This is a genomic window from Mesorhizobium carmichaelinearum (assembly GCF_900199455.1).
Taxonomy (GTDB): Bacteria; Pseudomonadota; Alphaproteobacteria; order Rhizobiales; family Rhizobiaceae; genus Mesorhizobium; species Mesorhizobium carmichaelinearum.
The window spans coordinates 176944-201228 of the sequence record NZ_FZQR01000009.1; the positions used below are offsets into that span (position 1 = coordinate 176944).

Annotated in this window: 28 protein-coding genes; 16 read left to right on the forward strand and 12 right to left on the reverse strand. The window is 62.2% G+C overall.

The window, feature by feature from the left end; translation table 11 throughout:
- The first annotated feature begins 87 nt into the window (after nucleotides 1–87).
- Nucleotides 88–1023 carry a ribose-phosphate pyrophosphokinase gene (locus CKW40_RS21600; protein WP_019860650.1) on the forward strand — a complete coding sequence of 312 codons (936 nt, stop codon included), beginning with the start codon at nucleotides 88–90 and terminating at the stop codon, nucleotides 1021–1023.
- A gap of 45 nt (nucleotides 1024–1068) precedes the next feature.
- Here CKW40_RS21600 and CKW40_RS21605 read toward each other — a convergent pair whose 3' ends face one another.
- Nucleotides 1069–1947 (reverse strand): AraC family transcriptional regulator, encoded by an 879-nt coding sequence (locus tag CKW40_RS21605; protein WP_095201884.1) that lies wholly within the window; start codon nucleotides 1945–1947, stop codon nucleotides 1069–1071.
- 154 nt (nucleotides 1948–2101) lie between these two features.
- On the opposite strand from CKW40_RS21605, the gene CKW40_RS21610 reads away from it, so the two are divergent.
- On the forward strand, nucleotides 2102–3331 hold the full coding sequence (locus CKW40_RS21610; RefSeq protein WP_179298060.1) for an MFS transporter: 1230 nt from the start codon (nucleotides 2102–2104) through the stop codon (nucleotides 3329–3331).
- A 69-nt stretch (nucleotides 3332–3400) separates the two neighbouring features.
- On the opposite strand, the gene CKW40_RS21615 is transcribed toward CKW40_RS21610, so the two are convergent.
- From CKW40_RS21615 to CKW40_RS21635, 5 genes are all read right to left on the reverse strand, one after another.
- A complete protein-coding gene (locus tag CKW40_RS21615) occupies nucleotides 3401–4594 on the reverse strand; it encodes an amino acid ABC transporter substrate-binding protein (protein WP_095201885.1) in 1194 nt (397 codons plus the stop codon).
- Nucleotides 4595–4602: 8 nt separating this feature from the next.
- Nucleotides 4603–5250, reverse strand: a complete 648-nt coding sequence (locus CKW40_RS21620) for a hydrolase (RefSeq protein ID WP_095201886.1) — start codon at nucleotides 5248–5250, stop codon at nucleotides 4603–4605.
- 27 nt (nucleotides 5251–5277) lie between these two features.
- Nucleotides 5278–5655: a nuclear transport factor 2 family protein gene (locus tag CKW40_RS21625; RefSeq protein ID WP_095201887.1), complete on the reverse strand. Its 378-nt coding sequence runs from the start codon at nucleotides 5653–5655 to the stop codon at nucleotides 5278–5280.
- Between the two features lie 158 nt (nucleotides 5656–5813).
- Complete coding sequence (locus CKW40_RS21630) at nucleotides 5814–6695, reverse strand: AraC family transcriptional regulator (RefSeq protein ID WP_095201888.1); 882 nt, start codon at nucleotides 6693–6695, stop codon at nucleotides 5814–5816.
- 202 nt (nucleotides 6696–6897) lie between these two features.
- A complete protein-coding gene (locus CKW40_RS21635; protein WP_095201889.1) occupies nucleotides 6898–7755 on the reverse strand; it encodes an alpha/beta fold hydrolase in 858 nt (285 codons plus the stop codon).
- 149 nt (nucleotides 7756–7904) lie between these two features.
- Between CKW40_RS21635 and CKW40_RS21640 the strand changes: the two genes are divergently transcribed.
- Nucleotides 7905–8333 carry a MarR family winged helix-turn-helix transcriptional regulator gene (locus CKW40_RS21640; RefSeq protein ID WP_095202023.1) on the forward strand — a complete coding sequence of 143 codons (429 nt, stop codon included), beginning with the start codon at nucleotides 7905–7907 and terminating at the stop codon, nucleotides 8331–8333.
- Between the two features lie 25 nt (nucleotides 8334–8358).
- Here CKW40_RS21640 and CKW40_RS21645 read toward each other — a convergent pair whose 3' ends face one another.
- Nucleotides 8359–9456, reverse strand: coding sequence for a glycosyltransferase family protein (locus CKW40_RS21645; protein WP_244571240.1), 1098 nt, complete (start codon nucleotides 9454–9456; stop codon nucleotides 8359–8361).
- Nucleotides 9457–9866: 410 nt separating this feature from the next.
- Between CKW40_RS21645 and CKW40_RS21650 the strand changes: the two genes are divergently transcribed.
- The 6 genes from CKW40_RS21650 to pth all read left to right on the forward strand — a co-directional run bounded on the left by CKW40_RS21650 (nucleotide 9867) and on the right by pth (nucleotide 14824).
- Entirely contained in the window at nucleotides 9867–10892 is a 1026-nt protein-coding gene (locus CKW40_RS21650; RefSeq protein WP_095201891.1) for a glycosyltransferase, read from the forward strand.
- 110 nt (nucleotides 10893–11002) lie between these two features.
- A complete protein-coding gene (locus CKW40_RS21655; RefSeq protein WP_244571241.1) occupies nucleotides 11003–11803 on the forward strand; it encodes a hypothetical protein in 801 nt (266 codons plus the stop codon).
- Nucleotides 11804–11873: 70 nt separating this feature from the next.
- The gene (locus tag CKW40_RS21660; RefSeq protein ID WP_095201893.1) at nucleotides 11874–12077 is read left to right on the forward strand and encodes a hypothetical protein; all 204 of its coding nucleotides are present in this window, start codon (nucleotides 11874–11876) and stop codon (nucleotides 12075–12077) included.
- A gap of 205 nt (nucleotides 12078–12282) precedes the next feature.
- Nucleotides 12283–13086, forward strand: coding sequence for an alpha/beta fold hydrolase (locus CKW40_RS21665; RefSeq protein WP_095201894.1), 804 nt, complete (start codon nucleotides 12283–12285; stop codon nucleotides 13084–13086).
- A gap of 353 nt (nucleotides 13087–13439) precedes the next feature.
- The gene (locus CKW40_RS21670; RefSeq protein WP_095201895.1) at nucleotides 13440–14081 is read left to right on the forward strand and encodes a 50S ribosomal protein L25/general stress protein Ctc; all 642 of its coding nucleotides are present in this window, start codon (nucleotides 13440–13442) and stop codon (nucleotides 14079–14081) included.
- 23 nt (nucleotides 14082–14104) lie between these two features.
- On the forward strand, nucleotides 14105–14824 hold the full coding sequence (pth, locus tag CKW40_RS21675) for an aminoacyl-tRNA hydrolase (RefSeq protein WP_095201896.1): 720 nt from the start codon (nucleotides 14105–14107) through the stop codon (nucleotides 14822–14824).
- A gap of 47 nt (nucleotides 14825–14871) precedes the next feature.
- Here pth and CKW40_RS21680 read toward each other — a convergent pair whose 3' ends face one another.
- Nucleotides 14872–15147, reverse strand: coding sequence for a hypothetical protein (locus tag CKW40_RS21680; protein WP_095201897.1), 276 nt, complete (start codon nucleotides 15145–15147; stop codon nucleotides 14872–14874).
- 180 nt (nucleotides 15148–15327) lie between these two features.
- Between CKW40_RS21680 and CKW40_RS21685 the strand changes: the two genes are divergently transcribed.
- From CKW40_RS21685 to CKW40_RS21695, 3 genes are all read left to right on the forward strand, one after another.
- Nucleotides 15328–16080, forward strand: coding sequence for a tetratricopeptide repeat protein (locus CKW40_RS21685; protein ID WP_095201898.1), 753 nt, complete (start codon nucleotides 15328–15330; stop codon nucleotides 16078–16080).
- 119 nt (nucleotides 16081–16199) lie between these two features.
- Nucleotides 16200–17303: a redox-regulated ATPase YchF gene (ychF, locus tag CKW40_RS21690; protein WP_095201899.1), complete on the forward strand. Its 1104-nt coding sequence runs from the start codon at nucleotides 16200–16202 to the stop codon at nucleotides 17301–17303.
- 201 nt (nucleotides 17304–17504) lie between these two features.
- The gene (locus CKW40_RS21695; protein ID WP_095202024.1) at nucleotides 17505–18422 is read left to right on the forward strand and encodes a three-Cys-motif partner protein TcmP; all 918 of its coding nucleotides are present in this window, start codon (nucleotides 17505–17507) and stop codon (nucleotides 18420–18422) included.
- On the opposite strand, the gene CKW40_RS21700 is transcribed toward CKW40_RS21695, so the two are convergent.
- A complete protein-coding gene (locus CKW40_RS21700) occupies nucleotides 18377–19129 on the reverse strand; it encodes a DUF5131 family protein (RefSeq protein WP_095201900.1) in 753 nt (250 codons plus the stop codon). The genes CKW40_RS21695 and CKW40_RS21700 overlap by 46 nt on opposite strands.
- A 331-nt stretch (nucleotides 19130–19460) precedes the next feature.
- On the opposite strand from CKW40_RS21700, the gene corA reads away from it, so the two are divergent.
- From corA to CKW40_RS21715, 3 genes are all read left to right on the forward strand, one after another.
- The gene (gene corA / locus CKW40_RS21705) at nucleotides 19461–20435 is read left to right on the forward strand and encodes a magnesium/cobalt transporter CorA (RefSeq protein ID WP_095201901.1); all 975 of its coding nucleotides are present in this window, start codon (nucleotides 19461–19463) and stop codon (nucleotides 20433–20435) included.
- A 114-nt stretch (nucleotides 20436–20549) separates the two neighbouring features.
- Nucleotides 20550–21020, forward strand: coding sequence for a MaoC family dehydratase (locus tag CKW40_RS21710; RefSeq protein ID WP_095201902.1), 471 nt, complete (start codon nucleotides 20550–20552; stop codon nucleotides 21018–21020).
- Nucleotides 21017–21487, forward strand: a complete 471-nt coding sequence (locus CKW40_RS21715) for a MaoC family dehydratase (protein WP_095201903.1) — start codon at nucleotides 21017–21019, stop codon at nucleotides 21485–21487. Before CKW40_RS21710 ends, CKW40_RS21715 begins: the two co-directional genes overlap by 4 nt.
- A 116-nt stretch (nucleotides 21488–21603) precedes the next feature.
- On the opposite strand, the gene CKW40_RS21720 is transcribed toward CKW40_RS21715, so the two are convergent.
- Nucleotides 21604–22149, reverse strand: coding sequence for an adenine phosphoribosyltransferase (locus tag CKW40_RS21720; protein WP_095202025.1), 546 nt, complete (start codon nucleotides 22147–22149; stop codon nucleotides 21604–21606).
- Between the two features lie 72 nt (nucleotides 22150–22221).
- Nucleotides 22222–22674 carry a nuclear transport factor 2 family protein gene (locus tag CKW40_RS21725; protein ID WP_095201904.1) on the reverse strand — a complete coding sequence of 151 codons (453 nt, stop codon included), beginning with the start codon at nucleotides 22672–22674 and terminating at the stop codon, nucleotides 22222–22224.
- Nucleotides 22675–22724: 50 nt separating this feature from the next.
- Here CKW40_RS21725 and CKW40_RS21730 point away from each other — a divergent pair, with 50 nt between their 5' ends.
- On the forward strand, nucleotides 22725–23381 hold the full coding sequence (locus tag CKW40_RS21730; RefSeq protein WP_095201905.1) for a hypothetical protein: 657 nt from the start codon (nucleotides 22725–22727) through the stop codon (nucleotides 23379–23381).
- A 136-nt stretch (nucleotides 23382–23517) separates the two neighbouring features.
- Here the strand turns inward: CKW40_RS21730 and CKW40_RS21735 are convergent, their stop codons facing one another.
- Entirely contained in the window at nucleotides 23518–24213 is a 696-nt protein-coding gene (locus CKW40_RS21735) for an acid phosphatase (RefSeq protein WP_095201906.1), read from the reverse strand.
- Nucleotides 24214–24285: the final 72 nt, after the last annotated feature.

Below are 24285 nucleotides of genomic sequence, written 5' to 3' on the forward strand. Positions count from 1 at the left end.
TGCAATACCGGCGCGGGCCGCTAAAAGCCCGGTTAAAAGGTACGGGAGAGTCTGTCAGGCCTTCCCATCCCCCACCAGGAACGGTGCATGAAACTCTTCGCGGGCAATTCCAACAGGGTGCTGGCCGAAGCGGTCGCCCGCTATCTCAACATCCCGCTGGGCAAGGCCAGTGTCAGGCGCTTCGCCGACCAGGAAATCTTCGTCGAAATCCAGGAAAACGTGCGCGGCGAGGATGTCTTCATCCTGCAGTCGACCTCATTCCCGACCAACGATCACCTGATGGAACTGCTCATCATGATCGACGCTTTCATGCGCTCCTCGGCCAAGCGCATCACGGCGGTGATTCCCTATTTCGGTTACGCCAGGCAGGATCGCCGGGCGTCGGGCCGCACGCCGATCTCGGCCAAGCTGGTCGCCAACATGATCACCCGCGCCGGGGTCGACCGGGTTCTGACGCTCGACCTGCATGCCGGCCAGATCCAGGGCTTCTTCGATATCCCGACCGACAATCTGTTCTCGGTGCCGGTGATGGCCCGCGACGTGAAGGCGAAATACAAGCAGCTCGGCAATGTCGTGGTGGTCTCGCCGGATATTGGCGGCGTGGTGCGGGCGCGCGCGCTGGCCAAGCGCTTCGACGCGCAACTCGCCATCGTCGACAAGCGCCGTGAGCGCCCGGGCGAATCGGAAGTCATGAACATCATCGGCGCGGTCGCCGGCAAGGATTGCCTGCTGATCGACGACATCGTCGATTCCGGCGGCACGCTGTGCAATGCCGCCGATGCACTCTTGGCCAACGGCGCCACCAGCGTCACCGCCTATATCACCCATGGCGTGCTGTCGGGCGGTGCTGTCGCCCGCATCAGCGGCTCGAAGCTGCAGGAACTGGTGATCACCGATTCCATCCAGCCGACGCAAGGCGTGCTCGATGCCCCCAACATCCGCGTCATCTCGATCGCCGACCTGATGGGCGAAGCGATTTCGCGCACGGCAACCGAGGAATCGGTGTCGAGCCTGTTCGACTAGAGCGATTCCAGGAAAATCTGACGCGGTTTTCCCTTGGGAATTGCGTCACGGCGCCGGGGCCTCGAGCCGAGGCGTGGCCCGACGAACGCCTTCCCCATTGTCGCGCGTGCCGCGCATATAGCCGCGCGGCGAGGAGCCCAGCATGCGCTTGAACATGGTGATGAAGGCCGGCACGCTGTCATAGCCAAGATCGAGCGCCACCCTGGTGATCGGCTCGCCATCGGCGAGCCGCGGCAGCGCCGCGAACAGGCAGGCCTGCTGGCGCCATGTCGACAGCGACAGGCCGGTCTGGCGCTGGAAGGCGCGCGTGAAGGAGCGCCGGCTCATGCCCGCGGCATCGGCCCATTCGTCGATCGTCGCATGCGGCGAAGGTGCCGCGACGAAGCGCCGGCACAGTATCGCCAGCCTCGGATCGGACGGGAATGGCAGGCCGAGCGGCCGTTCGGGCAAGGTCGGGATCTCATGCAGCAACAGCTTCATGATCAACCCGCCGCGCCCTTCCAGTTCGCCGCCTTGCGGCAGTTTCTCCGATTCCACGATCAGGCTGTGCATCAACTCGGTGACGCCGACGACACGCAAGCCTTCCGGCAGCCCCGGGATCGCGCCCGGCATGACGTATACCGAGCGCATCGAGACATCGCCCAGCATCTCGACCGAATGCTCCGTGCCGGCCGGAATCCACATTGCGTGGTCTGGCGGCACCATCCAGCGCCCGTGCCGCGTCGTCACCAGCACGACGCCGACCAGCGCATGCAGCAACTGGCTGCGGCTGTGGCGGTGTTGCGGCACATGGTAGCCGTCGGGATATTCGGTCGGCAAAGCCACCGCCGGCCCCGCCACCTCCTCCAGCCATTGCCATCGGCTCTGGTGCAATTGGCCGAGATCAGCATTGCCGGCGCGGAAAACTTCCCTGCCATGTGGCATCGGCTATGGCCCACTTGCGAAACTATTGGACCAAACCACGAAAGAAGTCGCGCGGCAAGCGGCTTATAAGGCAACCGTCCCTAAGGCGGCCGCAGGAGCGTCCGCCAGCTTGCCCTGCGGGCGTGCCCGCCAAAAAAAGACTACGGAGCCTGCCTTGACCGATACGACAGCCGCCAGCGTCGCGCCACCCGCGAGCGCCAGTCACGCCTCAGCCCAAGCGACGGCCTTCACCGTCATCCTGGCGGTGAGCTTCTGCCATTGCATCAACGACATCATGCAGTCGCTGCTGTCGGCCATCTATCCCTTGCTGAAACAGAATTACGGCCTCGATTTCTGGCAGATCGGCCTGCTGACCTTCACCTTCCAGGTGACGGCGTCCTTGCTACAGCCGGTGATCGGCATGGTCACCGACAAGCGGCCGATGCCCTATTCGCTGCCTTACGGCATGGCCTCTTCGCTGATCGGCCTGGTCGTGCTGGCCTATGCCGGGCACTACTATCTGCTTTTGATCGGCGCCTCGCTGATCGGCATCGGCTCGGCGATCTTCCATCCCGAATCCTCGCGCATCGCGCGCTTTGCTTCCGGCGGCCGGTTTGGCCTGGCGCAGTCGCTGTTCCAGGTCGGCGGCAATTTCGGCCAGTCCATGGGCCCCTTGCTGGCCGCCTTCATCGTCGTGCCGTTCGGCCAGACCAGCATCGCCTGGTTCGCCGTCGGCTCGCTGATCGGCATTGTCGTTCTGTGGCAGGTCGGCGGCTGGTACAGCCGGCTGCGCGCCGCGCAAGGCACCCGCAAGGCGGCAAGCTTCGTCTCACCCTTCCCGCGCCGCAAGGTGATGAACGCATTGATCGTGCTGACCTTGCTGGTGCTGAGCAAGAACGCCTACATCGCCAGCCTCGCCAGCTACTACACCTTCTACTCCATCCATAAATTCGGCGTGTCGGTGCAGATGAGCCAGGTGATGCTGTTCCTGTTCCTCGGCGCCTCGGCGCTGGGCATATTGCTCGGCGGTCCGTTCGGCGACCGCTATGGACAGAAGGCCATGATCTGGTTCTCGATCGTCGGCGTGCTGCCCTTCACGCTGGCGCTGCCCTACGCCAATTTGGAATGGACGATGGTGCTGACGGTGCTGATCGGCCTCATCTTGTCGTCGGCCTTCTCCAACATCGTCGTCTTCGCGCAGGAACTGGTGCCCGGCCGCGTCGGTATGATCGCCGGTATCTTCTTCGGCTTCGCCTTCGGCATGGGCGGCATTGCGGCCGCCGTGCTCGGCGTCGTCGCCGACATGAAGGGCATCGATTTCGTCTTCCAGATCTGCTCGTATTTGCCGCTGCTTGGCCTGCTGACGGTGTTCCTGCCCAACATGAAGGAAGCGAGGAAGGCCTAGACTAGACAGTCGTTGCTGGAGGCGGAGGCAGCGTGGGCGTCGATAAGACGAGACGCCGCGTTGCCCCCTTCACGCGGCGGAGAGAGCCTCTGAATAAGGAAAGACAAGCTTTCCGGAGGCGAAGTCGGGTGGCGACACCACCATCTGCCTCGACCCGTTCCGGAATTGGCCGGCGTCATGGCCTGATATGCCTTGAAACTGGACCTGCAGGACGCGGGGCTCGGCCCACTCGCCATTCGTCCCGAACCGGATGGGCCCCATGACCGTGCTGAACGTCGCATCTCTTGCGAAAGCCGACAGGGCGGCGTCATCAAAGCCGCCAGTGGCTTCGACAGCCTGGGCAACCACCTGCATCTGGGCATAGGCGAGCGGTGCCATATAGTGCCCCAGGAGGTCGATGCCGGCGTCACCGGCTCGCGCCTGATAGGTAGTCAGAAAGTCCTGAACGCCGGGGAACATCATCTTGGCGACCGGCGCCCAGTATTCGTAATTCACGAAGCCATTGAGCAGCGGGCCGAGCGTGGTTTTCACCGCCGTGTTCTGCGGCCCGATCATGCCGGCTCCGACCATCTTTGGCCGGAACGGATGTGCTTGGATGGCACGCACGAGGTCGATCGAATCCTGAAGGTAGGAACAGAGGAACAGTAGGTCGCAGCCGCTCTTGGCGACAGCGTCTAGGATTGGCGTGAAGTCGGTGGTCGTCAGCAGATAACTGGCCTCATGAACGATGCTGAAGCCGTATTTGTCGGCATTGGCCTTGGCGCCGAGAATGGGATTCTTCGAGAATTCAGCGTCCGCCGATAGGAGCGCCACGGTCGCGGGCCGAGGTTTCTGCTCCGCGGCGAGCGCGAAAAAACCTTCGGTCAGCGCGGCATTCGGATCCGGCCCGGTCGGGATCATGGCGAAGTAGCGGGGATAGGCGAGCAGATTGTTGACGCCGAGCCCCATCAGGCCGACGAAAAAGCGTTGCCGTTCCATGATCAGCGGCATCGCCGGCAGAAGCGTGTTGGTGCCGTAGCCGCCGATGACGAGATCGACCTTGTCTTCGTCCAGCAGTCTTCTGTAGAGGCCGGGAACGAGCGAGGAGTCAGCATGATCGTCGTGGCAGACGAATTCGACGGGGCGGCCAAGCAAGCCACCCTTTTTGTTGATGTCCTCGCGCCAGATCTCATGAGCGAGCCGCGCCGACTGGCTGTTGCCCGCTACGGGGCCGGTCAGCGACAGGCAGTAGCCGATACGGATGGGCGATGGCGCGGTGGGCATGATCAGCCTCAGCCGCCGGCTTTGGCACGGGTGGCGAGAAGCTGCATTTCCCAGGCGAAGGCGACACCGCTGGCGCCGCCATGTTCGAGAACGACGCCGGCGACACCGGCGGCCGTCTCTTCGCGGGCCCAGTCACGCTGCCATTCGCCCAGCACCGCCATCCAGGTGATCGGCACCGCACCGGCGGCAACCATGCGGCGCACGGCCATGTCGTGAGCTTCCAGCGAGACGCCGCCCGAGGCGTCGGTGACGATGAAGACGTCATAGCCTTCGGCGAGCGCCTGGATCGCCGGCATGGCGAGGCAGATCTCGGTGTACAGCGCGGCCAGCACGAGCTGCTTGCGCCCGCTCTTCTTCACGATGTCGGTAACCTTCGGGTCTTCCCAGGTGTTGATGAAGGTGCGGTCGATCGGCTTCTGCTCCGGGAAGACGTCCTGAAGCCCTTTGATGATGTAACCGCCCCGTTCCTCCAGCACCGTGGTCAGGATCGTCGGCACGTTGAAGACCTTGGCAGTCTTGGCCAGGCCGATGACGTTGTTGACGATCATCGTCGGGTCGTGACTGTTGAGATTGGTGAACTGGTAGGGCTGATGGTCGATCAGCACCAGAATGCTGTCTTCGGGGCGAAGCAGGGCTTCGAGGCCGGTCTTGGGCATGGGAAACTCCTTTGGTGAACAGACGCGTCAGGCGCCGGCAGGATCGAGAAAAACGAAAAGGGAGTGGATGAGGTCGCCGTGGAAATGCGCGACGTCGGTTCCGGTCACCGCGACGGGGCCGTTGGGTGGCCCGGACTGCCAGCGCAACCGCCCGACGCCGTGATGGCCGATGGCAGGGCCCGTCGCCGTGAAGGCGAAGCCTGGCGGCAGGCTCGACAGCAGCTCATCCACCGCATGATTGATGGCGGCATGGCCCGATGCCGAAGCACCCGGCTCGTAGAGCACGGCATCGTCGGCGTAGAGTTCGCGGATCGCCGCAAGGCGCCGGTCGGCGTCGCGTTCGCCGAATACCCGCGCAAGGTTGGCCTGCATCAGGCTGTTGTAGTCGATCGATTCCGCGTTCATCTTCCACCTTCCGGGTCACGAATGCCGGAGGAGGCGGCGCAAAAACGCCGGGTCCGATGTCTTCTCGCCTGTCCGGTCGAGAACTATTGTTCCCCGGCCGCGCGCAATGCACTGTTCGATCCTGCTGTTTCCAGCCTGAATCTGCCGTCGCGTTGCGATCACCTTTTGCGGTCGCGCCGCCACGCCGCCGGTGTCACATGGGTGAGTTTGCGAAAAATCCGCCCAAAATGGACCGCATCGGCAAAGCCGGTGGCCTCGGCCACCTGGTCGAGCGAGGCGCGGCTGTCGATGAGCAACCCTTGCGCGCGCCGGATGCGGGCGTCGAGTTGCCAGCGATACGGCGCCATTCCGGTCGAGACTTTGAACGCCCGGCTGAAGTGTGACTGCGACAGACCGACCAGCGCCGCCAGCCGCGCGAGCTCGACGCGCTCGGGCAGGTGCGCGTCGAGATGTTCGATGACACGCCGAAGCTGCCAGGGCGCCAGACCCTGGCCGTCCGTGGCGGGCTTGCGCGGACCGGTGAACAGCCGCGCCGTGATTGCCGTGACCAGCCCATCGCCATAGAGCTGCGCCGACGGATCAGGGTCGCCCACCGCGTCGGCGAGCAGCTTGATCAGGGTCCAGATGCGATCGTCCGAAAAGCGCAACCTGGGCGTCGAGAGCATACCGCGATCGAATTGGGTGGTCAGGCTTTCATCGACGGTCGCGAGATCGAACGTCAGCCTGGCGTCCCTGACGAAGCGGACGTCGGCACTGTAGCCCCACATCTCCATGCCGGCAGGAGCGAAATCCATGTGTCTGGGTCTATAGCCGATGGAGCAAGGCTGGTTCTCGCGCAGCCGAGGCTCGCAAGGGCTCCCGACCTCTTCCAGCACTGCAATCAGGCGGGTTTCTGCCTGGTCGGGAAACCGATGGGCCACCCTGCCCGAGCCATGCCATTCATTGACGTCGACAGACACGCCGTTCCAGGCCCGCCGTGATGCCGACAGGCTAAGCACATTTTCAGGCAGAGATTTCACGGCGTCGACGCGGGCAAGCACGGATCACGCCTCCTGAGCGGAAACCAAGTGACCCCTTATATATTCGACAGCGCCGAAACCATAAGCGCTGTTCCGGCGAACACAGTGTCACTTGGCTCCAGACATCGAACGGCCCAGCCCGCCACGATCGACGACGGCATGAGCACCGTCTTGAGCAGACACCCGCCCCAATGGCGGGTGCCGCTTTTCCACTTGATGCGACCTATGCCTTGAAGAAGGCCAAAAGGTCGGCGTTGATGACATCGGCATGGGTTGTCGCCATACCGTGCGGGAAACCCTTGTAGACCTTGAGCTCGCCCTTCTTGAGCAGCTTGATCGACAACAGCGCGGAGTCGGCGATGGGCACGATCTGGTCGTCGTCGCCATGCATGACCAGCACCGGCACGTCGATCGCCTTCAAATCCTCGGTGAAGTCGGTTTCCGAGAAAGCCTTGATGCAATCATAATGCGCCTTGGTGCCGCCCATCATGCCCTGGCGCCACCAATTGTCGATGACGCCCTGCGAGACCTCGGCGCCCGGACGGTTGAAGCCATAGAACGGCCCGGCCGGAACGTCGCGGAAGAACTGGGCGCGATTGGCTGCCTGGGCAGCGCGAAAACCGTCGAAGACCTCGATCGGCAGGCCGCCGGGATTGGCAGCCGTCTTGAGCATGATCGGCGGCACCGCGCCAATCAGCACCGCCTTGGCGACGCGGCCGCCTGAGCCGTATTTGGCCACATAGCGCGCCACCTCGCCGCCGCCGGTCGAATGGCCGACATGGATGGCATTCTTGAGGTCGAGATGCGCCGCGAGTTCAGCCACATCGGCGGCATAGGTGTCCATCTCATTACCGATATCCGTCTGGGTTGAGCGGCCATGGCCGCGCCGGTCATGGGCGATGACGCGGTAGCCTTGTGCCAGGAAGAACAGCATCTGGGCATCCCAGTCGTCGCTGCTCAACGGCCAGCCATGATGGAAGACGATGGGCTGACCGGTTCCCCAGTCCTTGTAGAAAATCTGCGTGCCGTCCTTGGTGGTGATCGTGCCGCTGCCGGAACCGGATTTCGTCTGCGAAGCCATCTCAATCTCCTTTGATTGTTGTCGCGGTAAACAATATCGCGATATCGATATTGCTAGCGCAGCCCTGAACCCTTGTCTACAAAAATATGTATCGCGATATCATTTTTCGTGGTACCGAATTTCCTACGTCGGCAAACAAGGAACGCGTCGTGCCTCTCCCGTTGGACAACCAGCTCTGTTTCACGCTCTACGCCACCTCAATGGCGATCAACCGCACCTACAAGCCGATGCTGGACGAGATGGGGATCACCTATCCGCAATATCTCGTGCTCAACGCGCTTGCCGAGGCCGACGGCATGTCGGTCGGCAGGGTCGCCCACCGGCTCGCTTTGGAATCGAGCACGATCACGCCGCTGGTCAAGCGCATGGAACAGGCCGGCCTTGTGACCCGCCAGCGCAGCCATACAGACGAGCGCCAGGTGCAGGTCGACCTCACAGTCGCCGGGCGCACGCTGCTTGTCCAGTGCAATTGCCTGAACGAGACCTTGATCGAACGCTCCGGCATGACGCTGGCACAACTTGATGCGCTGAACCGACAAATCCAGGCGCTGCGGGATGCGCTGGGTGGCGACCGTTAGCCATTTCGATCCAGCCAGCTGTAAACTAGCTTTTCTCTCGAAGACCCAGACGTCTGGAAAGCGCTCTGAGAAAGCGCCTGGAGCCATCGACCGGCCGCGACAGACGCCAGCCCGTCGGCGCGCGGCGGCGGTGCCTCGGCAAAGCCGCAAACTGTTCCGGAAGGTTTCTAAGCGTCGCGGTCCAAAGCAGCGACTCCAACTGTCCCGCGTGTGTCGGTTCGATCTGCATGGATTTGCCGCGCAAAGCCTTCGCAAGCAGGTCCTGGAAATGCTCGGGATGGTCGGCCAGTTCGACATTCTGGTCATGCGCGAAGCGCTCATAGCCACGGAACGCAAAGGGCGTCGCCACGATCCTTTTGCGATTGTACAGCGCTTCGGCGGTCTTGATGTTCGTGCCGCCTCCTTCGGCAATCGGAAGCATCACAACATCGGCAAGCTCGATCAGCGCGCTCAGGGTTCCGCCGTCCTGGACGCCGAGCAATTCGATTCGAGCGTTGTTGAGATCGGCACAACGCAAAAATCGCTCGTCGCCCCGGATCAGATCCGCAACGCCGCCAACGACCAGAATGCGCTCGGTCGGCGAGAGGAAGCCGAGATCGGGAGCTGTCATTGCCAGAAAGCCGCTTGCATTGGGAGGGTGGGCCGAGCCTACGAAAAGCGCGGTGCGCAGGCCCGAAAACCGAGATGCCCAACGATCAAGGCCAGTCGGCTTGTCGCGTTGCCAGATGCCATTTGGCGCCACCACCACGCTTGAATTGCGCTTGCTGAAACAGGCTGCATCCTGCTCGCTGACAGCGACCACCAGATCGGCTTGCGCAAGCAGATCGAGCTCGATTTCTGCCGCCCGCCGGACGTTCCATTCGTCCGCGTCCTTTCCCGACAGGATGGCCTCCTGGGCCAGCAAATCCTGTTCTACGTTTTGCGAGGAGTACACGATTGAAAAGCCACCGTGAGCGCCAGCGGTTTCGATGTAGTCTCGGATAACAGGCCAAAGCCAACATTGCTCCAGGGCAATGACATCCGGCCTGAAGTCGTCGAGAGCCCTTGTGATCTCCCGGCGATGCGCTTTGCTGTCGGCAATGAAATTGGACGCCGAGACGTCAGGGCGCCACTTGTTTTGCATCATTTTCTTATGAAATTTTCCCGACATCTCGACATGCAGATCGCCGGACTCCGCATCTCTGGCAAATCCGCCATAAGGGGCAACCGCGACGTGGCGCGTCTCCCATCCCTGTCCCCGCAGGACCCTGTGAATGGCATTGGCTCTCAGCTGGCCGCCTTGGACCGGGCGCGAGATCGGATAGGTTCCCACCGACATGTATCTCATGGCATCAACGCTTTGCCGTAACCGGCCAGACAAGAGATGAACAGCGGCAAGGTAATACATGGCGCGGGCTGCCGATGCCATCGGCGGATTCCGATCGCCTGATGCCCAGCCAACCAGGAAAGGCGAACGTCCCGGCGGCATTGTTGTGGGCGGGGGGCTCACCCCTTATGAGTTGAGCTGAATGGCGTCGGAAATCGGGGGCGTAAATGGCTGCCAACAAGCCGCGGATAAGTGGTTTCGTCATCACCTATAACAGTGGCGAGGTTCTGAAGACGTGCCTGCGATCGCTCCGTTTTGTCGACGAACTCATTGTCGTCGACAAGTCATCCACCGATGGAACACTTAACGTGGCAGGCGACTACGCGGACAAGGTGATCACGGTCCCCTGGTCGCCTCTGCCCACCGAGACGCGTTTCATTGCCCATGACGCGTGCTCGCATGATTTCATTCTCTACCTCGATCACGACGAATGTCTAAGCGTCGAAGGCATCCACTGGATAAGGGAGAACGCAGGCTCGCATCCGGCCGGCGTGTTCCGGCTGCCAAAACGCGAATACATCATGGGGCGCCACGACGAAGGCGCTTACTACTGGCCCTCCTACAATGTGCGCGCCTTCCGCCGCGGTGCCGCTGAATTCGTTTCCACGCTCCACGAGGAGGTCGGACGGATAAAAGGAGATGTCTACGACGTTCCGCATGATGGAGGCGTGTGCATACACAATCTGTCGCACCGGGACGCCCATCAATGGATAGAGAAGACCAACCGCTATACTGCCGAGCGTGACCGGGTTTCGTTCTTCGACCAGAGCACGCCGCTGGAGACTTTCGGGCAGGAGCGGATCGCCTTCTGGCTGGCTCAATCGCGGTCGCGATCCGACTACGTTGTCGCCACCGCATTGTTGCGGGCCGTATACGACATCGTGGATCGGGTTAAGCTCTGGGAGGCCCAGGATGGCCTTGACGGGAACGCCGCCTTCGCCGCCGTCTGCGCGGAGCTGGAAGCGACCTACGACATCGCGGATCGGGCGAAACTCTGGGAAGCCCAGGATGGTCCTGAAGGGCGTGCCGCATTCGCCGCCGTCCGTGCGGAATTGGAGGCAACCTACGACGCATTCAGGCCAGGCCGGCACCTGCCGGACGTGCACGCCACGATCCCATCGCCCAATCCGCCATCGCGGTTCCAGACAACCCTCAAAAGGATCGGTTCACGCCTGAGGGGAAAAAGCCGTTGATCCTGGAACGCGTTCGTCGAGCCATGAGCCCTCCCCGGCTTCGGATTTTGACGCTCCTGGCCCGTCACGGAACGGCCAAATATCCGGCCGCTTGGGAGGACTTGAGGGCGATGTTCGCGCGGCAAATGCCCGACGTGAAGCACCATATGCTGGTGGTCGACAATGCCCTTCCAGTTGGTCACATCAGCGAGCTCGGCCGCGACGTCGAGCTGATCGGGGGCTCGAATTCCGATTGGGAATTCTCCGCTTGGGACAGTGGCATCGATCATATCGGCGAGCGGCTGCACGAGTACGATCTCGTCCACCTTGCCACTTCGGCATTCCGGGAATTCACGCCGGATCATCTCAAGCTGATCGACAGCCGCGTTGTCGGATTTTTGCAGAGCCTGCAAGCAGCGCTCGGCCATATCGATTTCTACAACGAGCCCGTCTCGCTGCTCGGCATTCAATCGCAAGCATGGCTCCGCAGCTCGTTCATCCTGATGCCCCCGAAGCACCTCAAGGCACTGGGATCCCTGGTCAGCGTCAGCAGCGATTCGCCGATCTTCAGCGGCAATCCCCGGGCGCCTTTCAGGGACGACGCGCCGGTCTCGGAGGTCTACAAGCGGCTTTTGCTGCGATGGCTTACGGGGGATGGGACCGGGCAAGGCGTCGCATGGCATTCGAGGTTCGACCTGACACGCGAAGCGCTGCCATTCTTCGAGAACAAGGCCAGGGCCATTCTCAACGAGCAGATGCTGACGAACCGCCTGCTCGCCAATGGCTGCGAGATCGTCGACGCGACATGGCTCGCAGGCAAGGCTCGCAGGCGACGCTCTGGATCCCGGGGCGACATCCCGGATTGGCGCGTGCAGATCACTCCCAGGATAGGTCCCGATTTGGCAATCACCCTGTCACGCCACAAAGGCTAGCCACAGGCTCGGCAATCCTGCTGGCCTCACGGCAGCCATACGGCCGATCCATCTCGAACTCTTGGCAAGGGTGCTGACCGAGTTCAACCAGGCCAGTGCCATCGGCATCGTGGCGCCGGAGATCGTGCCGGGGCAGTTCGGCCCCGAGACCTCTTCGATAAGCGCCGCCATGCTGCCGTTGTCGGCGCTCCCGGCTCCCGACAGCGGCGTGCTGATGATCGGCAAGGACCGGACAAAGCTGCTGAGCGGGCTTTCCACGCTGGCTGGAAACTGAGGGCCAGGTGCGGAAGGCACCCGCAGTCCGTCCGGCTTAGCCTCGCTCCGGCGGCAAAGCCGAAGGCCTGCGATCACGAAGCGGTGACGGCTGTAACGGACGCTCGGTAGCTTGCGAAGACTGGACATAGGCGCCGGGTAAAGCACTTGCGGCGCGTCCCGGCCGAAATCCGGGCGCGATCTGCCAACCTCTCAAGGAATCCACGATCATGTTGAATAGGCGTACTTTTTCCACCGCGCTCGTCGCCGGGGTGGCGACGAGCATGCTGGCCGGCTCCGCCAAGGCGCAAGCCCAGACGAGCCCCAAGCTTCGCCCCGAGGTTCGCCCCAGGGTTCGCAACGTCGTCCTCGTCCATGGCGCTTATGCCGATGGCTCGTGCTGGTCGGAGGTGGTTGGCCTGTTGCAGCAGGCCGGCTTCAATGCAACCGTCGTCCAGCACCCGCTGACCACGCTGGAGGCGGGCGTCGAGGCAACGCGCCGTGCGATCGCTCTCCAGGATGGACCGACGATACTTGTCGGACACTCCTTTGCCGGCATGATCGTCAGCGAGGCAGGGGCGGATCCAAAAGTGTCCTCGCTCGTCTATGTCGCGGCGCGCGCGCCCGATGCCGGCGAAGACTACACGGCGCTCGCCAAGACCTTCGCGCCGCCGCCCGCCTCGGCGGGCCTTGTCTGGTCCGCGGGCTATGGCAAGCTCAGCGAGGAGGCTTTCCTGCGGGATTTCGCCGGTGGTATTCCTCGCGAGAAGGCGCGCATCCTCTATGCCGTCCAGGGGCCGATCTCGGATCAGCTTTTCTCCAGAAAGACAACCCAGGCGGCCTGGCGCTCAAAGCCGAGCTGGTATGCCGTCTCGACCGAGGACCGCACCATCAACCCGGATCTCGAGCGCTTCATGGCCAAACGCATGAACGCCAAGACCATCGAGGTGAAGGCAAGTCATTTGTCGCTGATCTCTCACCCGCGTGAGATCACCCAGCTCATCTCGGAAGCCGCTGGGCAGCTCAGCTAGCGAGGTTGGTCCCGGGGCGGTATGAAGTTCAACCGCTTCGGGGGCCGGCTCGTTTGAAATGTTGCAACCCCAAGCCGACCGGCCAGCCGGGAATGCTGAACCGCACGAGGTGCCCGCAGGCGCCTCCAGCCTCCGGCTTGCACCTCCGGCCGCCTTCCGCTATAGAGCCGCCACCCGCGTAGACACCCTTGGAGGCAACGCGGCGGAAGGCTGCCTTCCCTTGTGATCCCGAACAAAGCTCCGTCTCAAAGCGGGTGCCCTCATTCGGACATCCAGGTCTGGCGGCTTTCGACGTTTACGGCTTGGGCACATTGCCTGCCGCAAACGCTCCATAACACGCGAAAGGAAAAGCCATGAGCCACGATACTTACGAGCTCAAGGCCGAAGCGCGCGAACAGGTCGGTAAGGGGTCCGCCCGTGCAGTTCGCCGCAACGGTAAAGTGCCTGCAGTAATCTACGGTGACAAGCAGCCTCCCCTGGCAATCGCTCTCACCTACAAGGACATCTACTACAAGATCCATGGCGGCGGGTTCCTGACCACGATCGCCACGATCGATGTCGACGGCAAGAAGATCCAGGTCCTGCCGAAGGACTTCCAGCTCGACCCGGTCAAGGATTTCCCTGTCCATGTCGACTTCCTGCGCATCGGCAAGGACACCGAAGTCAATGTCGACGTGCCTGTCCACTTCATCAATGAGGACAAGTCGCCCGGCATCAAGCGCGGCGGCGTGCTCAACATCGTGCGTCACGAAGTCGAGTTCCACTGCCCGGCCAATGCGATCCCGGAATTCATCACCATCGATCTCACCGGCACCAACATCGGCGATTCGATCCACATCTCGGCGGTCAAGCTGCCGGCCGGCGTCAAGCCGGTCATCTCCGATCGCGACTTCACCATCGCGACCATTGCCGGTTCGTCGGCGATGAAGCCGGAGGCTGAAGAGACGGTCGAAGTGGCTGCACCCGAAGCGGCTCCTGCCGCCGAAGAGAAGTAACTCTTTCCCGCCCGGAGCAGACGATGCTTGTCTTTGCAGGCCTCGGCAATCCGGGCGCGAAATACGCTGATAACCGGCACAATGTCGGCTTCATGGCGGCGGACGCTATCGCCCGCCGCCATTCCTTTTCGCCCTGGTCGAAGAAATTCCAGGGCCTGATTTCAGAAGGCACGCTCGGCGGCGAGAAGATCGTCCTGATCAAGCCGCAGACCTTCATGAACCTGTCCGGCCAGTCGGTCGGCGAAGCGCTGCGCTTCTACAAGCTCGAACTTTCCGCGCTCACCGTCTTCTATGACGAGATCGATCTTGCCGAAGGCAAGCTGCGCATCAAGACCGGCGGCGGCGCCGGCGGCCATAACGGCATCCGCTCGATCGACGGCCATGTCGGCAACGCTTATCGCCGCGTGCGCATCGGCGTCGGCCATCCCGGCGTCAAGGAAATGGTCCAGCACCATGTGCTCGGCGACTTCGCCAAGGCCGACCGCGAATGGCTCGATCCCTTGCTCGATGCGATCGCCGACAACGCCGCCATGATCGTCAAAGGCGACGAATCCGGCTTCATGAACAAGGCCGCACTCGCCGTCCAGGGCAAGGCCGCGCCCGAGCCGGAAAAACCGGCGCAGAAGCAAGCCCCAAAACAGCAGAGCCACATCCGCCAGGCGCGCCCGCAGCAGGCGCCCGCCAAACTGCCTGAGACCGGCCCGATGGCGGCGATGCTGAAAAAACTGTTCGGAAAAGACTGAAGCGACCGGCGCCGCCTCACCATACGGGCAGCGCCGACCGTGCAGAACTACATTGCGCCGACGGCCATGCCCTTGGTCGTCTCATCGATGGCATCCTTCACCAGCGCGATCGCCTTGACGCGATGACCGCCCTTGTCCGGCAAGGCCGCCTGAAGCTGGTTGAGCGCGGCCTGGAGATCATTCAGCGCCTTGTTCATGTGCGGTTGGGCTGCTTCGGCGCTGGTTGCAAGAACCGTTGCGCTGGTGGCAACGGCCGCCCCGGCCATGCCGAGCATGGCAATGTTGCGCAGACTGTCACGACGGGAAAGCTTGAATTCGGTCATTTCAGAACTCCCTCTCTGGTGAAGCTGTCGTCACGCGACATCGCCAGATTAGCTCGCGCCAGCATCACGCCGTATTGACGAACGCGTGATCGGCGGCCGGCGCCGGCCCGCCTTGCCGGCAGGTGACGTCCCACGCTAGCACTGGCGCGTACTGGCAAGATCGGTAGCAGTGAGACCGGCATGGCGGATGATGTTTCGAATCTGACTGGGGAGGCCAGGCAACTGGGCCTGGCCGGCGATTTCGGTGCGGCCCATCGGCTGATCGACCGGGCCACGGTTCTTGCCGGCGAGGACCCCACCGGGCGGGCGACATGCACCATTGAGCGCGGCCGGCTGTACAATTCCGCGGGACAGCGGGATCTGGCGCGGCCGCTGTTTGAGGAGGCATGGCGGCTGGCACGAGAGGCACGCGCGCATATTCTGGCGGCCGATGCCGCCCACATGATCGCCATCGTCGGAACACTCGCCGACGCCGTCGAATGGACCGCGATTGGCCTTGCCTATGTCGGCGAACATCCGCAGGCAGAGCCATGGCGCGGACCCCTGCTCAACAATCTCGGCTGGTCCTATTTCGACGCCGGTCGGTTCGAGGATGCATTGCCTCTCTTCGAGCAGGCGGTGGAGGTGCGGCAGTCGCGCGGCCAGGACCGGGAGATGCGCATCGCCCGCTATGCGGTCGTCAGGACGCTGCGCGCGCTCGGCCGCCTCGAAGAGGCCCGACGGCTTGCCGAAGAGGTGGCCAGGGCGGCGGAAGTCGACGGCGATCAGGCGCCATACATTCACGAGGAGCTGGCCGAGTGCCATGCCGGACTGGGCGACATGAACCGCGCGCGCTCGAGCGCTCGGCGCGCCCTCGCCGTTCTCGGGGACGATCCCGCCTTTGCCAGCCAGGAGCCCCGCCGGCTCGCCAGACTGCGAGACCTGGCAGGCTGAACGCCTGCCATAGGTTCGCCTCGGCCAGGCCGCCCATTCCCGCTGGGGGCTTGACGTTGATCACCCCTATCGCCCATAGCCCTCATCAAATTTCGCTTTTCCCGATAGGACTGGACACAATGGGTTTCAAATGCGGCATCGTTGGCTTGCCCAACGTCGGCAAGTCGACGCTCTTCAATGCGTTGACCAGGACGGCGGCGGCGCAGGCCGCCAACTATCCGTTCTGCACCATCGAACCGAACACCGGCGAGGTGGCGGTTCCCGATCCGCGCCTGCAGAAGATCGCTGCGATCGCCAAGTCGAAGGAGATCATCCCGACCCGCATCTCCTTCGTCGACATTGCCGGCCTGGTGCGCGGCGCCTCGAAGGGCGAAGGGCTCGGCAACCAGTTCCTCGCCAACATCCGCGAGGTCGACGCCATCGTGCACGTGCTGCGCTGCTTCGAGGATGACGACATCACCCATGTCGAGGGCCGCATCGACCCCGTCGCCGATGCCGAGACGGTCGAGACCGAGCTGATGCTCGCCGACCTCGACAGCCTGGAGCGCCGCATCGTGCAGATCCGCAAGCGCGCCGGCAGCAAGGACAAGGAAGCGACGACCGTGCTGCCGATGATGGAGGCCGCACTCGAGCTGCTGCAGGCCGGCAAGCCGACCCGCATCCTGCTCAAGGGCATCTCGGCCGAGGATTTGCGCATCCTGCAGGGGCTGAACCTCCTGACCTCGCACCCCGTGCTCTATGTCTGCAACGTCGCCGAGGCCGACGCCGCCACCGGCAACGGGCACACCAGGGCCGTGGAAAAGATGGCCAGCGCGCAAGGCGCCGGCACCGTGGTGATCTCGGCTGCGATCGAGGCCGAAGTCGCCCAGCTCAGTGACGAAGAAGAGATGGAATTCCTGTCCTCGCTTGGGCTTGATGAGCCTGGCCTGAACAAGGTCATCCGCGCCGGCTACGACCTGTTGCATCTCATCACCTATTTCACCGCCGGCCCGAAGGAAACGCGCGCCTGGACCATCCACAAGGGCGACAAGGCCCCGCAGGCCGCCGGCGTCATCCACACCGATTTCGAGCGCGGCTTCATCCGCGCCCAGACCATCGCCTATAACGACTACATCACGCTGGGCGGCGAAGTGGCGGCCAAGGAAGCCGGCAAGGCGCGCGACGAAGGCAAGGAATATGTCGTCCAGGACGGCGACGTCCTGCTGTTCAAGTTCAATACATGATATCTTGAAGCACCCCGCCTATGGCGAGATTGCCTAATGGTGACCTCGATACTGTAAAGCGTACTGCTACGGCGATCGATATCTGGGTAGACGAAAATCACTCAGCCTCAATTGCGCGATAAATACATCGCCATGGCATCGTTCCTCCTAGACACTCCACTCATTCTGCGTATCGATGTACCGGGGTGGAGGGTGACGACGATGGTAACGCACGTTTTTGGGGGCCCAGACACCCCTAAGAAGCTCCGTTGCTTACAGGAATATCTTCGAGCCTTTGCTATCGCTTTGCGCGATCAGGAATTCGCTTGCGTTTACATCGACGCATTTGCCGGCTCTGGGACCCGTACAGAAGTCCGCCCTGGTCTTCCCCTCTTCGGTTCAGAAATGGCAGAACCCGAAGAGGTAACGACACAGGGGTCGGCTAGGATTGCAATCGAAGTCGACCCACCGATGCATTCTATCGTGCTGATCGAACAGGATAGCTCCCGTTTCGCGCAGCTCAACGAGTTGATCTCTGAGTATCCCAATCGCAAGATAATTGCTCGGAACGGAGATGCTAACGATCTTGTCCAACGCCTTTGCAAGCGCACAAATTGGCGTGGGCCGGAGACAGTCGGTCGTGGAATTCGTGGCGTTGTCTTCCTCGATCCCTATGGCATGGAGGTTTCCTGGGACACGGTAAAGGCCATTGCAGCAACAGAGGCCTTGGACTGTTGGTATTTCTTTCCGTTATCAGGTCTCTACCGAAATGCTCCTCATGACCCAGCAAAGCTCGACCCGAGCAAGCAGGCAAGCCTGGATCGCGTTCTAGGAGCCACCGATTGGCGCGAGCGTTGGTACAGTCACGAAAGTACTCGCCAAGACCTGTTCGAAACGAACGGGCAAGCAGTACGCAGAGCGGATGTGAACGCTATTGAATCATACGTGAAGGAGCGCCTGCGAACAGTATTCAAAGGGGCTGTCTTGGACCCAGTTCGCCTTCATCACAAAGGCGGCGCACCACTGGCTTCACTCTTTTTCGCTGTGTCAAACACTAGCCCGGCCGCAGTCGCACTAGCGACAAAGATGGCCTCTCATATTCTCAAATCGGGAAGATTGTCCCAAAGCCGATCGCGATAGGTGCGACCTGTTACCTTCTTGTTCTTGCCGCCCCATTGTTTGAAGAAGAACGCTGTGTCTGTATCGGTGCACTGGTCGAAAATCTCGTCCACCCATCGCGTATCTAGCGGCCTAGCCTGTGGTCCGCTTTCGCCTCCGACGATTGCCCAGTGAATGCTTTTAAGATTGGCGCCGGCGACAGAGCCGATTAGGGGTTCGAATGAAACGAATCTCACGGCCGCAGGAACCGCACGGAGTTCATCCAGCCTGTACAGCACCCGACTATCTTCGACACTGGTTCCGAGCCAGACGTTCGGAAGCACATTGAACTCGGGGGAGGAAAGTACCTCCGACATCCTATCCGGCCGCTTTGTCAGAATTTGATACGTGTGGCGAGGCGTAGCAGCCATGACCTGCCATATCTCAGCGATGAAGGCGGTTGGCACTTCCGAATGGAAGAGATCAGACATTGAGTTCACGAAGACACGCTTGGGCTTCCTCCATTCTTGCGGAACAGAAAGCGATGCGTGGTCGAGCTTGATCTTGCCCGTCCATTTCGCTTTGCCACCGCTTTTGCGTGTCACCCCCGCATACTTGTCGACTCCCATGGCTTCCAGCCGCGCGGCCATCCTCATTGCGTAACAATTTGTGCAGCCGGCAGTGAGAATTGTGCAGCCGGCGACCGGGTTCCAGGTCGCATCTGTCCATTCGATTGATGTTTCGGCCATCACTTCACCTTCCGTGTTGAAGGAAGAGTGGCATAGACATTGTAAACGTCACTATAAAATATACCCTAGGAATTTGTTCACAACGAGACTTTGAGTTGGCTGTATCACGCCGAGCTCGGACGGGATAGACCACGTCTTACTGCAGCACCGATACCAGCCTCTCGACGAGTTTTTCTGAGGAACTGGGAGCCATCCGTCGGGCCGTCACTTGTCTTGATTTTGTCACGTCACAGGTCTAAGCGGCAGGTGCATGATCGGCGCAAGCGCCGCAGAACCGTGCAATCCGACACGACGCGCAATCCGAACGCACCTTCGCAGGGGAGATCTGGCGATGATCAAGGCATTTGTCGTGGACAATGATCGCCTGCGTGTCGTCGACGACCTGCTGGCGGATGGCGATCGGGTCGTCTGGGCCGACCTCATCAATCCGACCAAGGAGGAAGAGGCCACCATCGAAAGCTGGCTCGGCGTCGCCATCCCGACCCGCGAGGAGATGGAGGAGATCGAGATTTCCAGCCGCCTCTATATCGAGGACGGCGCCTACTTCATGACCGCCACCCTACCCGCCCAGACCGAGGTCGATGACCCCCTGATGTCGCCGGTCACCTTCGCGCTTGCCGGCAACAGGCTGATCACCATTCGCTATCATGAACCCAAGGCCTTCAAGACCTTCCCGCTGCGCGCCGAGAAGGTGGCGACCGGCTGCACCAGCGGCGACACCATCCTCATCGGCCTCCTGGAAGCGATCGTCGACCGTCTCGCCGACATCCTTGAGCGCGCCGGCCGCGACATCGAGACGATATCGCGCGACATATTCGAGGCACGCTCGACCAAAGTGTCGAAGCGCAACCGCGACTTCCAGGAACTGCTGAAAGCCATCGGCCGCAAGGAGGACATCGCCTCTTCCGTGCGCGACAGCCTGATCTCGTTGCAGCGCCTCGCCGGCTTCCTCGCCCATGTCGCGACCCAGACCAAGATGAGCAAGGATGTCCGAGCCCGCATCAAGACCTTGTCGCGCGACGTGCTGTCGCTTGCCGACCACGCCACCTTCCTGTCGCAGAAGATCTCCTTCCTGCTCGACGCAACGCTCGGCATGATCTCGATCGAGCAGAACGCCATCATCAAGATCTTCTCGGTCGCCGCCGTCATCTTCCTGCCGCCGACGCTGGTCGCCTCGATCTACGGCATGAATTTCGACATTATTCCCGAGCTGAAATGGCAGCTCGGCTATCCCTTCGCCATCGGCCTGATGATCCTGTCGGCGATCCTGCCCTTCTGGTATTTCCGCCGCCGCGGCTGGCTCTGAGCGCTGCCGCCCCGCCTGCTGCCTCAGCCTGGCTCACCAGAAAGGACTTGACCAAAACGCTGCCGGCCTGCATCCGGGTTGCCCGATCTCTGGGGATTTAACCGGATTGCCGACATGACCGCAAAGACATGGGCCTATGAGGATTTCGTCGAGGGCGCCTCGTTCGACCTTGGCACGAAAGAGGTAAGCGCGGCCGAGATCGTCGAATTCGCCAGCGAATTCGATGCCCAGCCGATGCATCTCGACGAAGAGGCCGGCAAGGCCAGCATCCTCGGCGGCCTGTCGGCTTCGGGCTGGCACACCTGTGCCATGTTCATGCGCATGCTGTGCGACGCCTTCCTTTTGGACTCCACCTGCCAGGGCGCGCCCGGCGTCGATCAGGTCAAGTGGAAGAAACCGGTCCTGGCCGGCGATACGCTCAGGGGCAACCTGGTTGTCCTGGCCAAGCGCCCGTCGAAATCGAAGCCGCAACTCGGCTTCGTCACCATGCGCAGCGAGCTGGTCAACCAGCGTGGCGAAAGCGTCTTCGAGCTTGAGAATTCCGTCATGTTCCTGACGCGTGATGCCGCGGGGAACGCCGCATGACCCTGGATGAATTCTTCCGTATCGGCACCACGATGACGCTGGGCTCGCACACATTCGAACCCGAGGCGATCAAGTCGTTCGCGCGCAAATACGACCCGCAGATCTTCCATATCGACGAGGAGGCCGCGAAGAAGAGCGTGCTCGGTGGGCTCTGCGCCTCCGGCTGGCACACCGCCGCCACCTGGATGAAGCTCAACCTCGAAAACCGCATGGATGCCGAGGGCGCCAGCTGGAACGGCCCCGGTCCGGTCCCGGAATTCGGCCCCTCGCCCGGCTTCAAGAACCTGAAGTGGCTGAAGCCGGTCTTCGCCGGCGAGACCGTAACCTTCAGCCGCACCGCGCTGTCCCACCGCCCCATCGTCTCGCGCCCCGGCTGGCGAATGCTGTCGCTGCGCGCCGAAGCTTTCGATTCGACCGGCGACAAGGTGCTGGAGTTCGAAAGCGCCGTGCTGGTGAAGACGGAGTAGCAACCTCTTCGTTCTCCCCGTTCCACGGGGAGAAGGTGCCCGAAGGGCGGATGAGGGGCGGCGCCAGCGGTGGTGTCTTAAACTCGACGGTCGTACTTACCCCTCACCCTGCTGCCTCAATGCCCCTCAAACCCGATCAGCGTCCTGACCGGCACGCCAAGCGCCTCCAGCTTGGCCCGCCCGCCGAGATCCGGCAGGTCGATGACGAAGCAGGCGGCCAAAATATCGGCGCCGATCTGGCGCAGCAGCTTGACCGCCGCTTCCGCCGTGCCGCCGGTGGCGATCAGGTCGTCGACGAGGATCACCTTCTCACCAGGGGCAACACCATCCTTGTGCATCTCCATCTCATCCAGCCCGTATTCCAGGCTGTAGGCGACGCGCACCGTCTCATAGGGCAGCTTGCCCTTCTTGCGGATCGGCACGAAGCCGGCCGAAAGCTGGTGCGCGACGGCGCCGCCGAGGATGAAGCCGCGCGCCTCGATGCCGGCGATCTTGTCGACCTTCTGCCCGGCATAGGGATGCACCAGCTCGTCGATGGCACGGCGGAAAGCGCGCGCATTGCCGAGCAGCGTGGTGATGTCGCGAAACAAGATGCCGGGCTTGGGATAGTCCGGAATGGTGCGGATCGCGGCCAGCAGCGTGTCTTCGAGCGAAGGTTTCATGAAGTGGCTCCGGATGATCCAGCTGGCAAGTGCGAACGGCGCAGGGACCAAACCCGACGCGACCGACAACGGCTAGCGCGATGTGACGCCCGAGACAAGCGCATCCGGCAAAGGATTGCTGTCAGTCGCCTTGTCCCACGCCTGCCCGACGATCTTCCACTGCCCCTCGCTCTTCACCAGCAGCAGCATTTCCATCGACCGGCTGGTCTCGGCACTGTTCTCGATCATCTCCGCCGCGACAGCCGCGATGGCGATGTTGCCGAAGACGCTGATATCGGTGCCAAGCACGGTCTCCTGGAGCGACCGCAGCGACGTGCGTGACAGGCCGCGCATCCGCTCGACGAAATCGACAACACCGATGCGTCTCGCCGGGCGGGCTGCCGGATAGAGGCTTGCGCCGTCCAGGAAATCGCCAGCAAACCCATCCCACCCTGGGGCGATACTCTCATCCCAGCTCAGGCTGGCAAACTGCCGGTCGATGACGACCCTTATCGCGTCCTGGTCCGTAGCCATTCCGTTCGCCATGATCCGCTCCTTCCGTTCGGCTGGCTGCGCCGGAGATTGGCACGCGGCACTTGTCCGATCGAATTGCAGCCCATCAGCTTCATAGCCCGTCCGGTCTCGATCCGCATCTGTTTGAGCGCCGCTATGCCAAAGGACTGGTTGCCGAACGCTCGCATAGGGATAAAAAGGGGCGCCTGAAGCGCCCCTTCCGGTCGAACCATGGTCGCTACATGACCCATCTTCTGCGAAAAATACCGACCGTCATCATGGCAACCTCGCTCCTGAGCTGGGCGCCGGCAGCCGTCTCCGCTGCCGAGCGGGCCAGTTGGACAATCGTGCTACGCCCGGCAGATTTCGTGGTCGGCGACGCGCTTGGACAATTGCATACGCGTCGACAATGGATGACTGGATTCGACGAACGGTCCGGCGCGTTCGAGATTGCTCTGCGCAGGAAGGCAATCGCGATTTCGGCGCCGCGCTGTCGGATGGACTATCTGATTTTGACGATCCCCGTTTATTACCCTGAAAATCCGAAGCAGGCATCCGTCCGCGAACGTCGTGCAGTCTATGATGCTTTCATCGCACTGCAGAGGAAGGGCAAAGGCAGCGCAACTGTCGCCGTTGAAGCGCCTGAGCCTCTCGCTCACAGGGGAAAACGAGGTATCGAGCTTCTTGCCTGCAACCTGTACTTTGCCTTTCCAATATCGGTGCAGGTGTCGACGCAGTGAACTGTTGCCGGCTCGGCTTCAGTCCCTAAGGAGCCCTCTGCGCGAGAACGAAGACAAACCGACGTCCCCGGCTGGCGCGCGCAGAGAGCACCTAAAGCGTCGCGTGAATCCGCTTCGACGCGACGCGCTTTAGGACTTACATGCCGAGGCCGGAGCGAAGCTCGGCCTTGGCCACTTCGTATTCGGCCTTGAAGTCGTCCCGGTTGAGCAGGATAGCAGCAATGACGCTGCCGGAAATCTTGCCCATCTCGACGTCGGACGCATAGTGGATGCCGCCAACCTCGCGGTTGTGCGCGTATTCGGCCGCGCGCGCCATGATCTCGGCGCGCTTCTCCGGAACCATGTCGGCCAGGATGATGCCCATCATGGTGCCGACGGTGGCGTGACCGGACGGCCAGGAGCCGGAGCTCGACAGCTTGACCACCGGCTTGACGAGATCGCTGAGCTGGTGCGGACGCGGGCGCTTCCAGACATCCTTGGCCGGATCGACGACGGCGCCTTCGGTCTCGACGACGCGATCGAAGAAGGCGCTGAACTTCGGCAGCTTCTCCTTGGTGAAATTCGGCCCCATCACATTGGCGAAGCGCCAGACATTCTCCTCGGCATCGGCAACGGCGCTGGCTACCATCTCGGGCGTGCGCGTCACCTGCAGCGTCAGCACCTCGCCGAGTTCGGCCTTGGTCTGCGCCGAATCGTTTGCCGGCGGCGGCGGCAGGATCATCGTCAGGTCGATGTCCTTGTTGGTGACGAAGGGCTTTGCGTCTTCGGCCTGGGCCGCCGAGCCGATGACCAGCAGCAGCAGACCAGCCGCCAGCGATGCGTATTTCTTCATGGGTGCGATCCTTCGTTGAGAATGACGCAGGATCGCCATATGCGATGACGGTCATGTGACATCACCGCCCCC

Coding starts and splice junctions, on each gene's coding strand:
- CKW40_RS21700 (WP_095201900.1), bottom strand. CDS start 19,129: ATGGCCGAAACATCAATCGAATGGACAGATGCGACCTGGAACCCGGTC.
- CKW40_RS21695 (WP_095202024.1), top strand. CDS start 17,505: ATGGTAACGCACGTTTTTGGGGGCCCAGACACCCCTAAGAAGCTCCGT.
- CKW40_RS21605 (WP_095201884.1), bottom strand. CDS start 1,947: ATGCCACATGGCAGGGAAGTTTTCCGCGCCGGCAATGCTGATCTCGGC.
- CKW40_RS21645 (WP_244571240.1), bottom strand. CDS start 9,456: ATGCAAAACAAGTGGCGCCCTGACGTCTCGGCGTCCAATTTCATTGCC.
- CKW40_RS21620 (WP_095201886.1), bottom strand. CDS start 5,250: ATGCCCAAGACCGGCCTCGAAGCCCTGCTTCGCCCCGAAGACAGCATT.
- CKW40_RS21655 (WP_244571241.1), top strand. CDS start 11,003: ATGTTCGCGCGGCAAATGCCCGACGTGAAGCACCATATGCTGGTGGTC.
- CKW40_RS21650 (WP_095201891.1), top strand. CDS start 9,867: ATGGCTGCCAACAAGCCGCGGATAAGTGGTTTCGTCATCACCTATAAC.
- CKW40_RS21685 (WP_095201898.1), top strand. CDS start 15,328: ATGGCGGATGATGTTTCGAATCTGACTGGGGAGGCCAGGCAACTGGGC.
- CKW40_RS21670 (WP_095201895.1), top strand. CDS start 13,440: ATGAGCCACGATACTTACGAGCTCAAGGCCGAAGCGCGCGAACAGGTC.
- pth (WP_095201896.1), top strand. CDS start 14,105: ATGCTTGTCTTTGCAGGCCTCGGCAATCCGGGCGCGAAATACGCTGAT.
- CKW40_RS21680 (WP_095201897.1), bottom strand. CDS start 15,147: ATGACCGAATTCAAGCTTTCCCGTCGTGACAGTCTGCGCAACATTGCC.
- corA (WP_095201901.1), top strand. CDS start 19,461: ATGATCAAGGCATTTGTCGTGGACAATGATCGCCTGCGTGTCGTCGAC.
- CKW40_RS21715 (WP_095201903.1), top strand. CDS start 21,017: ATGACCCTGGATGAATTCTTCCGTATCGGCACCACGATGACGCTGGGC.
- CKW40_RS21725 (WP_095201904.1), bottom strand. CDS start 22,674: ATGGCGAACGGAATGGCTACGGACCAGGACGCGATAAGGGTCGTCATC.
- CKW40_RS21720 (WP_095202025.1), bottom strand. CDS start 22,149: ATGAAACCTTCGCTCGAAGACACGCTGCTGGCCGCGATCCGCACCATT.
- CKW40_RS21625 (WP_095201887.1), bottom strand. CDS start 5,655: ATGAACGCGGAATCGATCGACTACAACAGCCTGATGCAGGCCAACCTT.
- ychF (WP_095201899.1), top strand. CDS start 16,200: ATGGGTTTCAAATGCGGCATCGTTGGCTTGCCCAACGTCGGCAAGTCG.
- CKW40_RS21735 (WP_095201906.1), bottom strand. CDS start 24,213: ATGAAGAAATACGCATCGCTGGCGGCTGGTCTGCTGCTGCTGGTCATC.
- CKW40_RS21615 (WP_095201885.1), bottom strand. CDS start 4,594: ATGCCCACCGCGCCATCGCCCATCCGTATCGGCTACTGCCTGTCGCTG.
- CKW40_RS21635 (WP_095201889.1), bottom strand. CDS start 7,755: ATGGCTTCGCAGACGAAATCCGGTTCCGGCAGCGGCACGATCACCACC.
- CKW40_RS21600 (WP_019860650.1), top strand. CDS start 88: ATGAAACTCTTCGCGGGCAATTCCAACAGGGTGCTGGCCGAAGCGGTC.
- CKW40_RS21710 (WP_095201902.1), top strand. CDS start 20,550: ATGACCGCAAAGACATGGGCCTATGAGGATTTCGTCGAGGGCGCCTCG.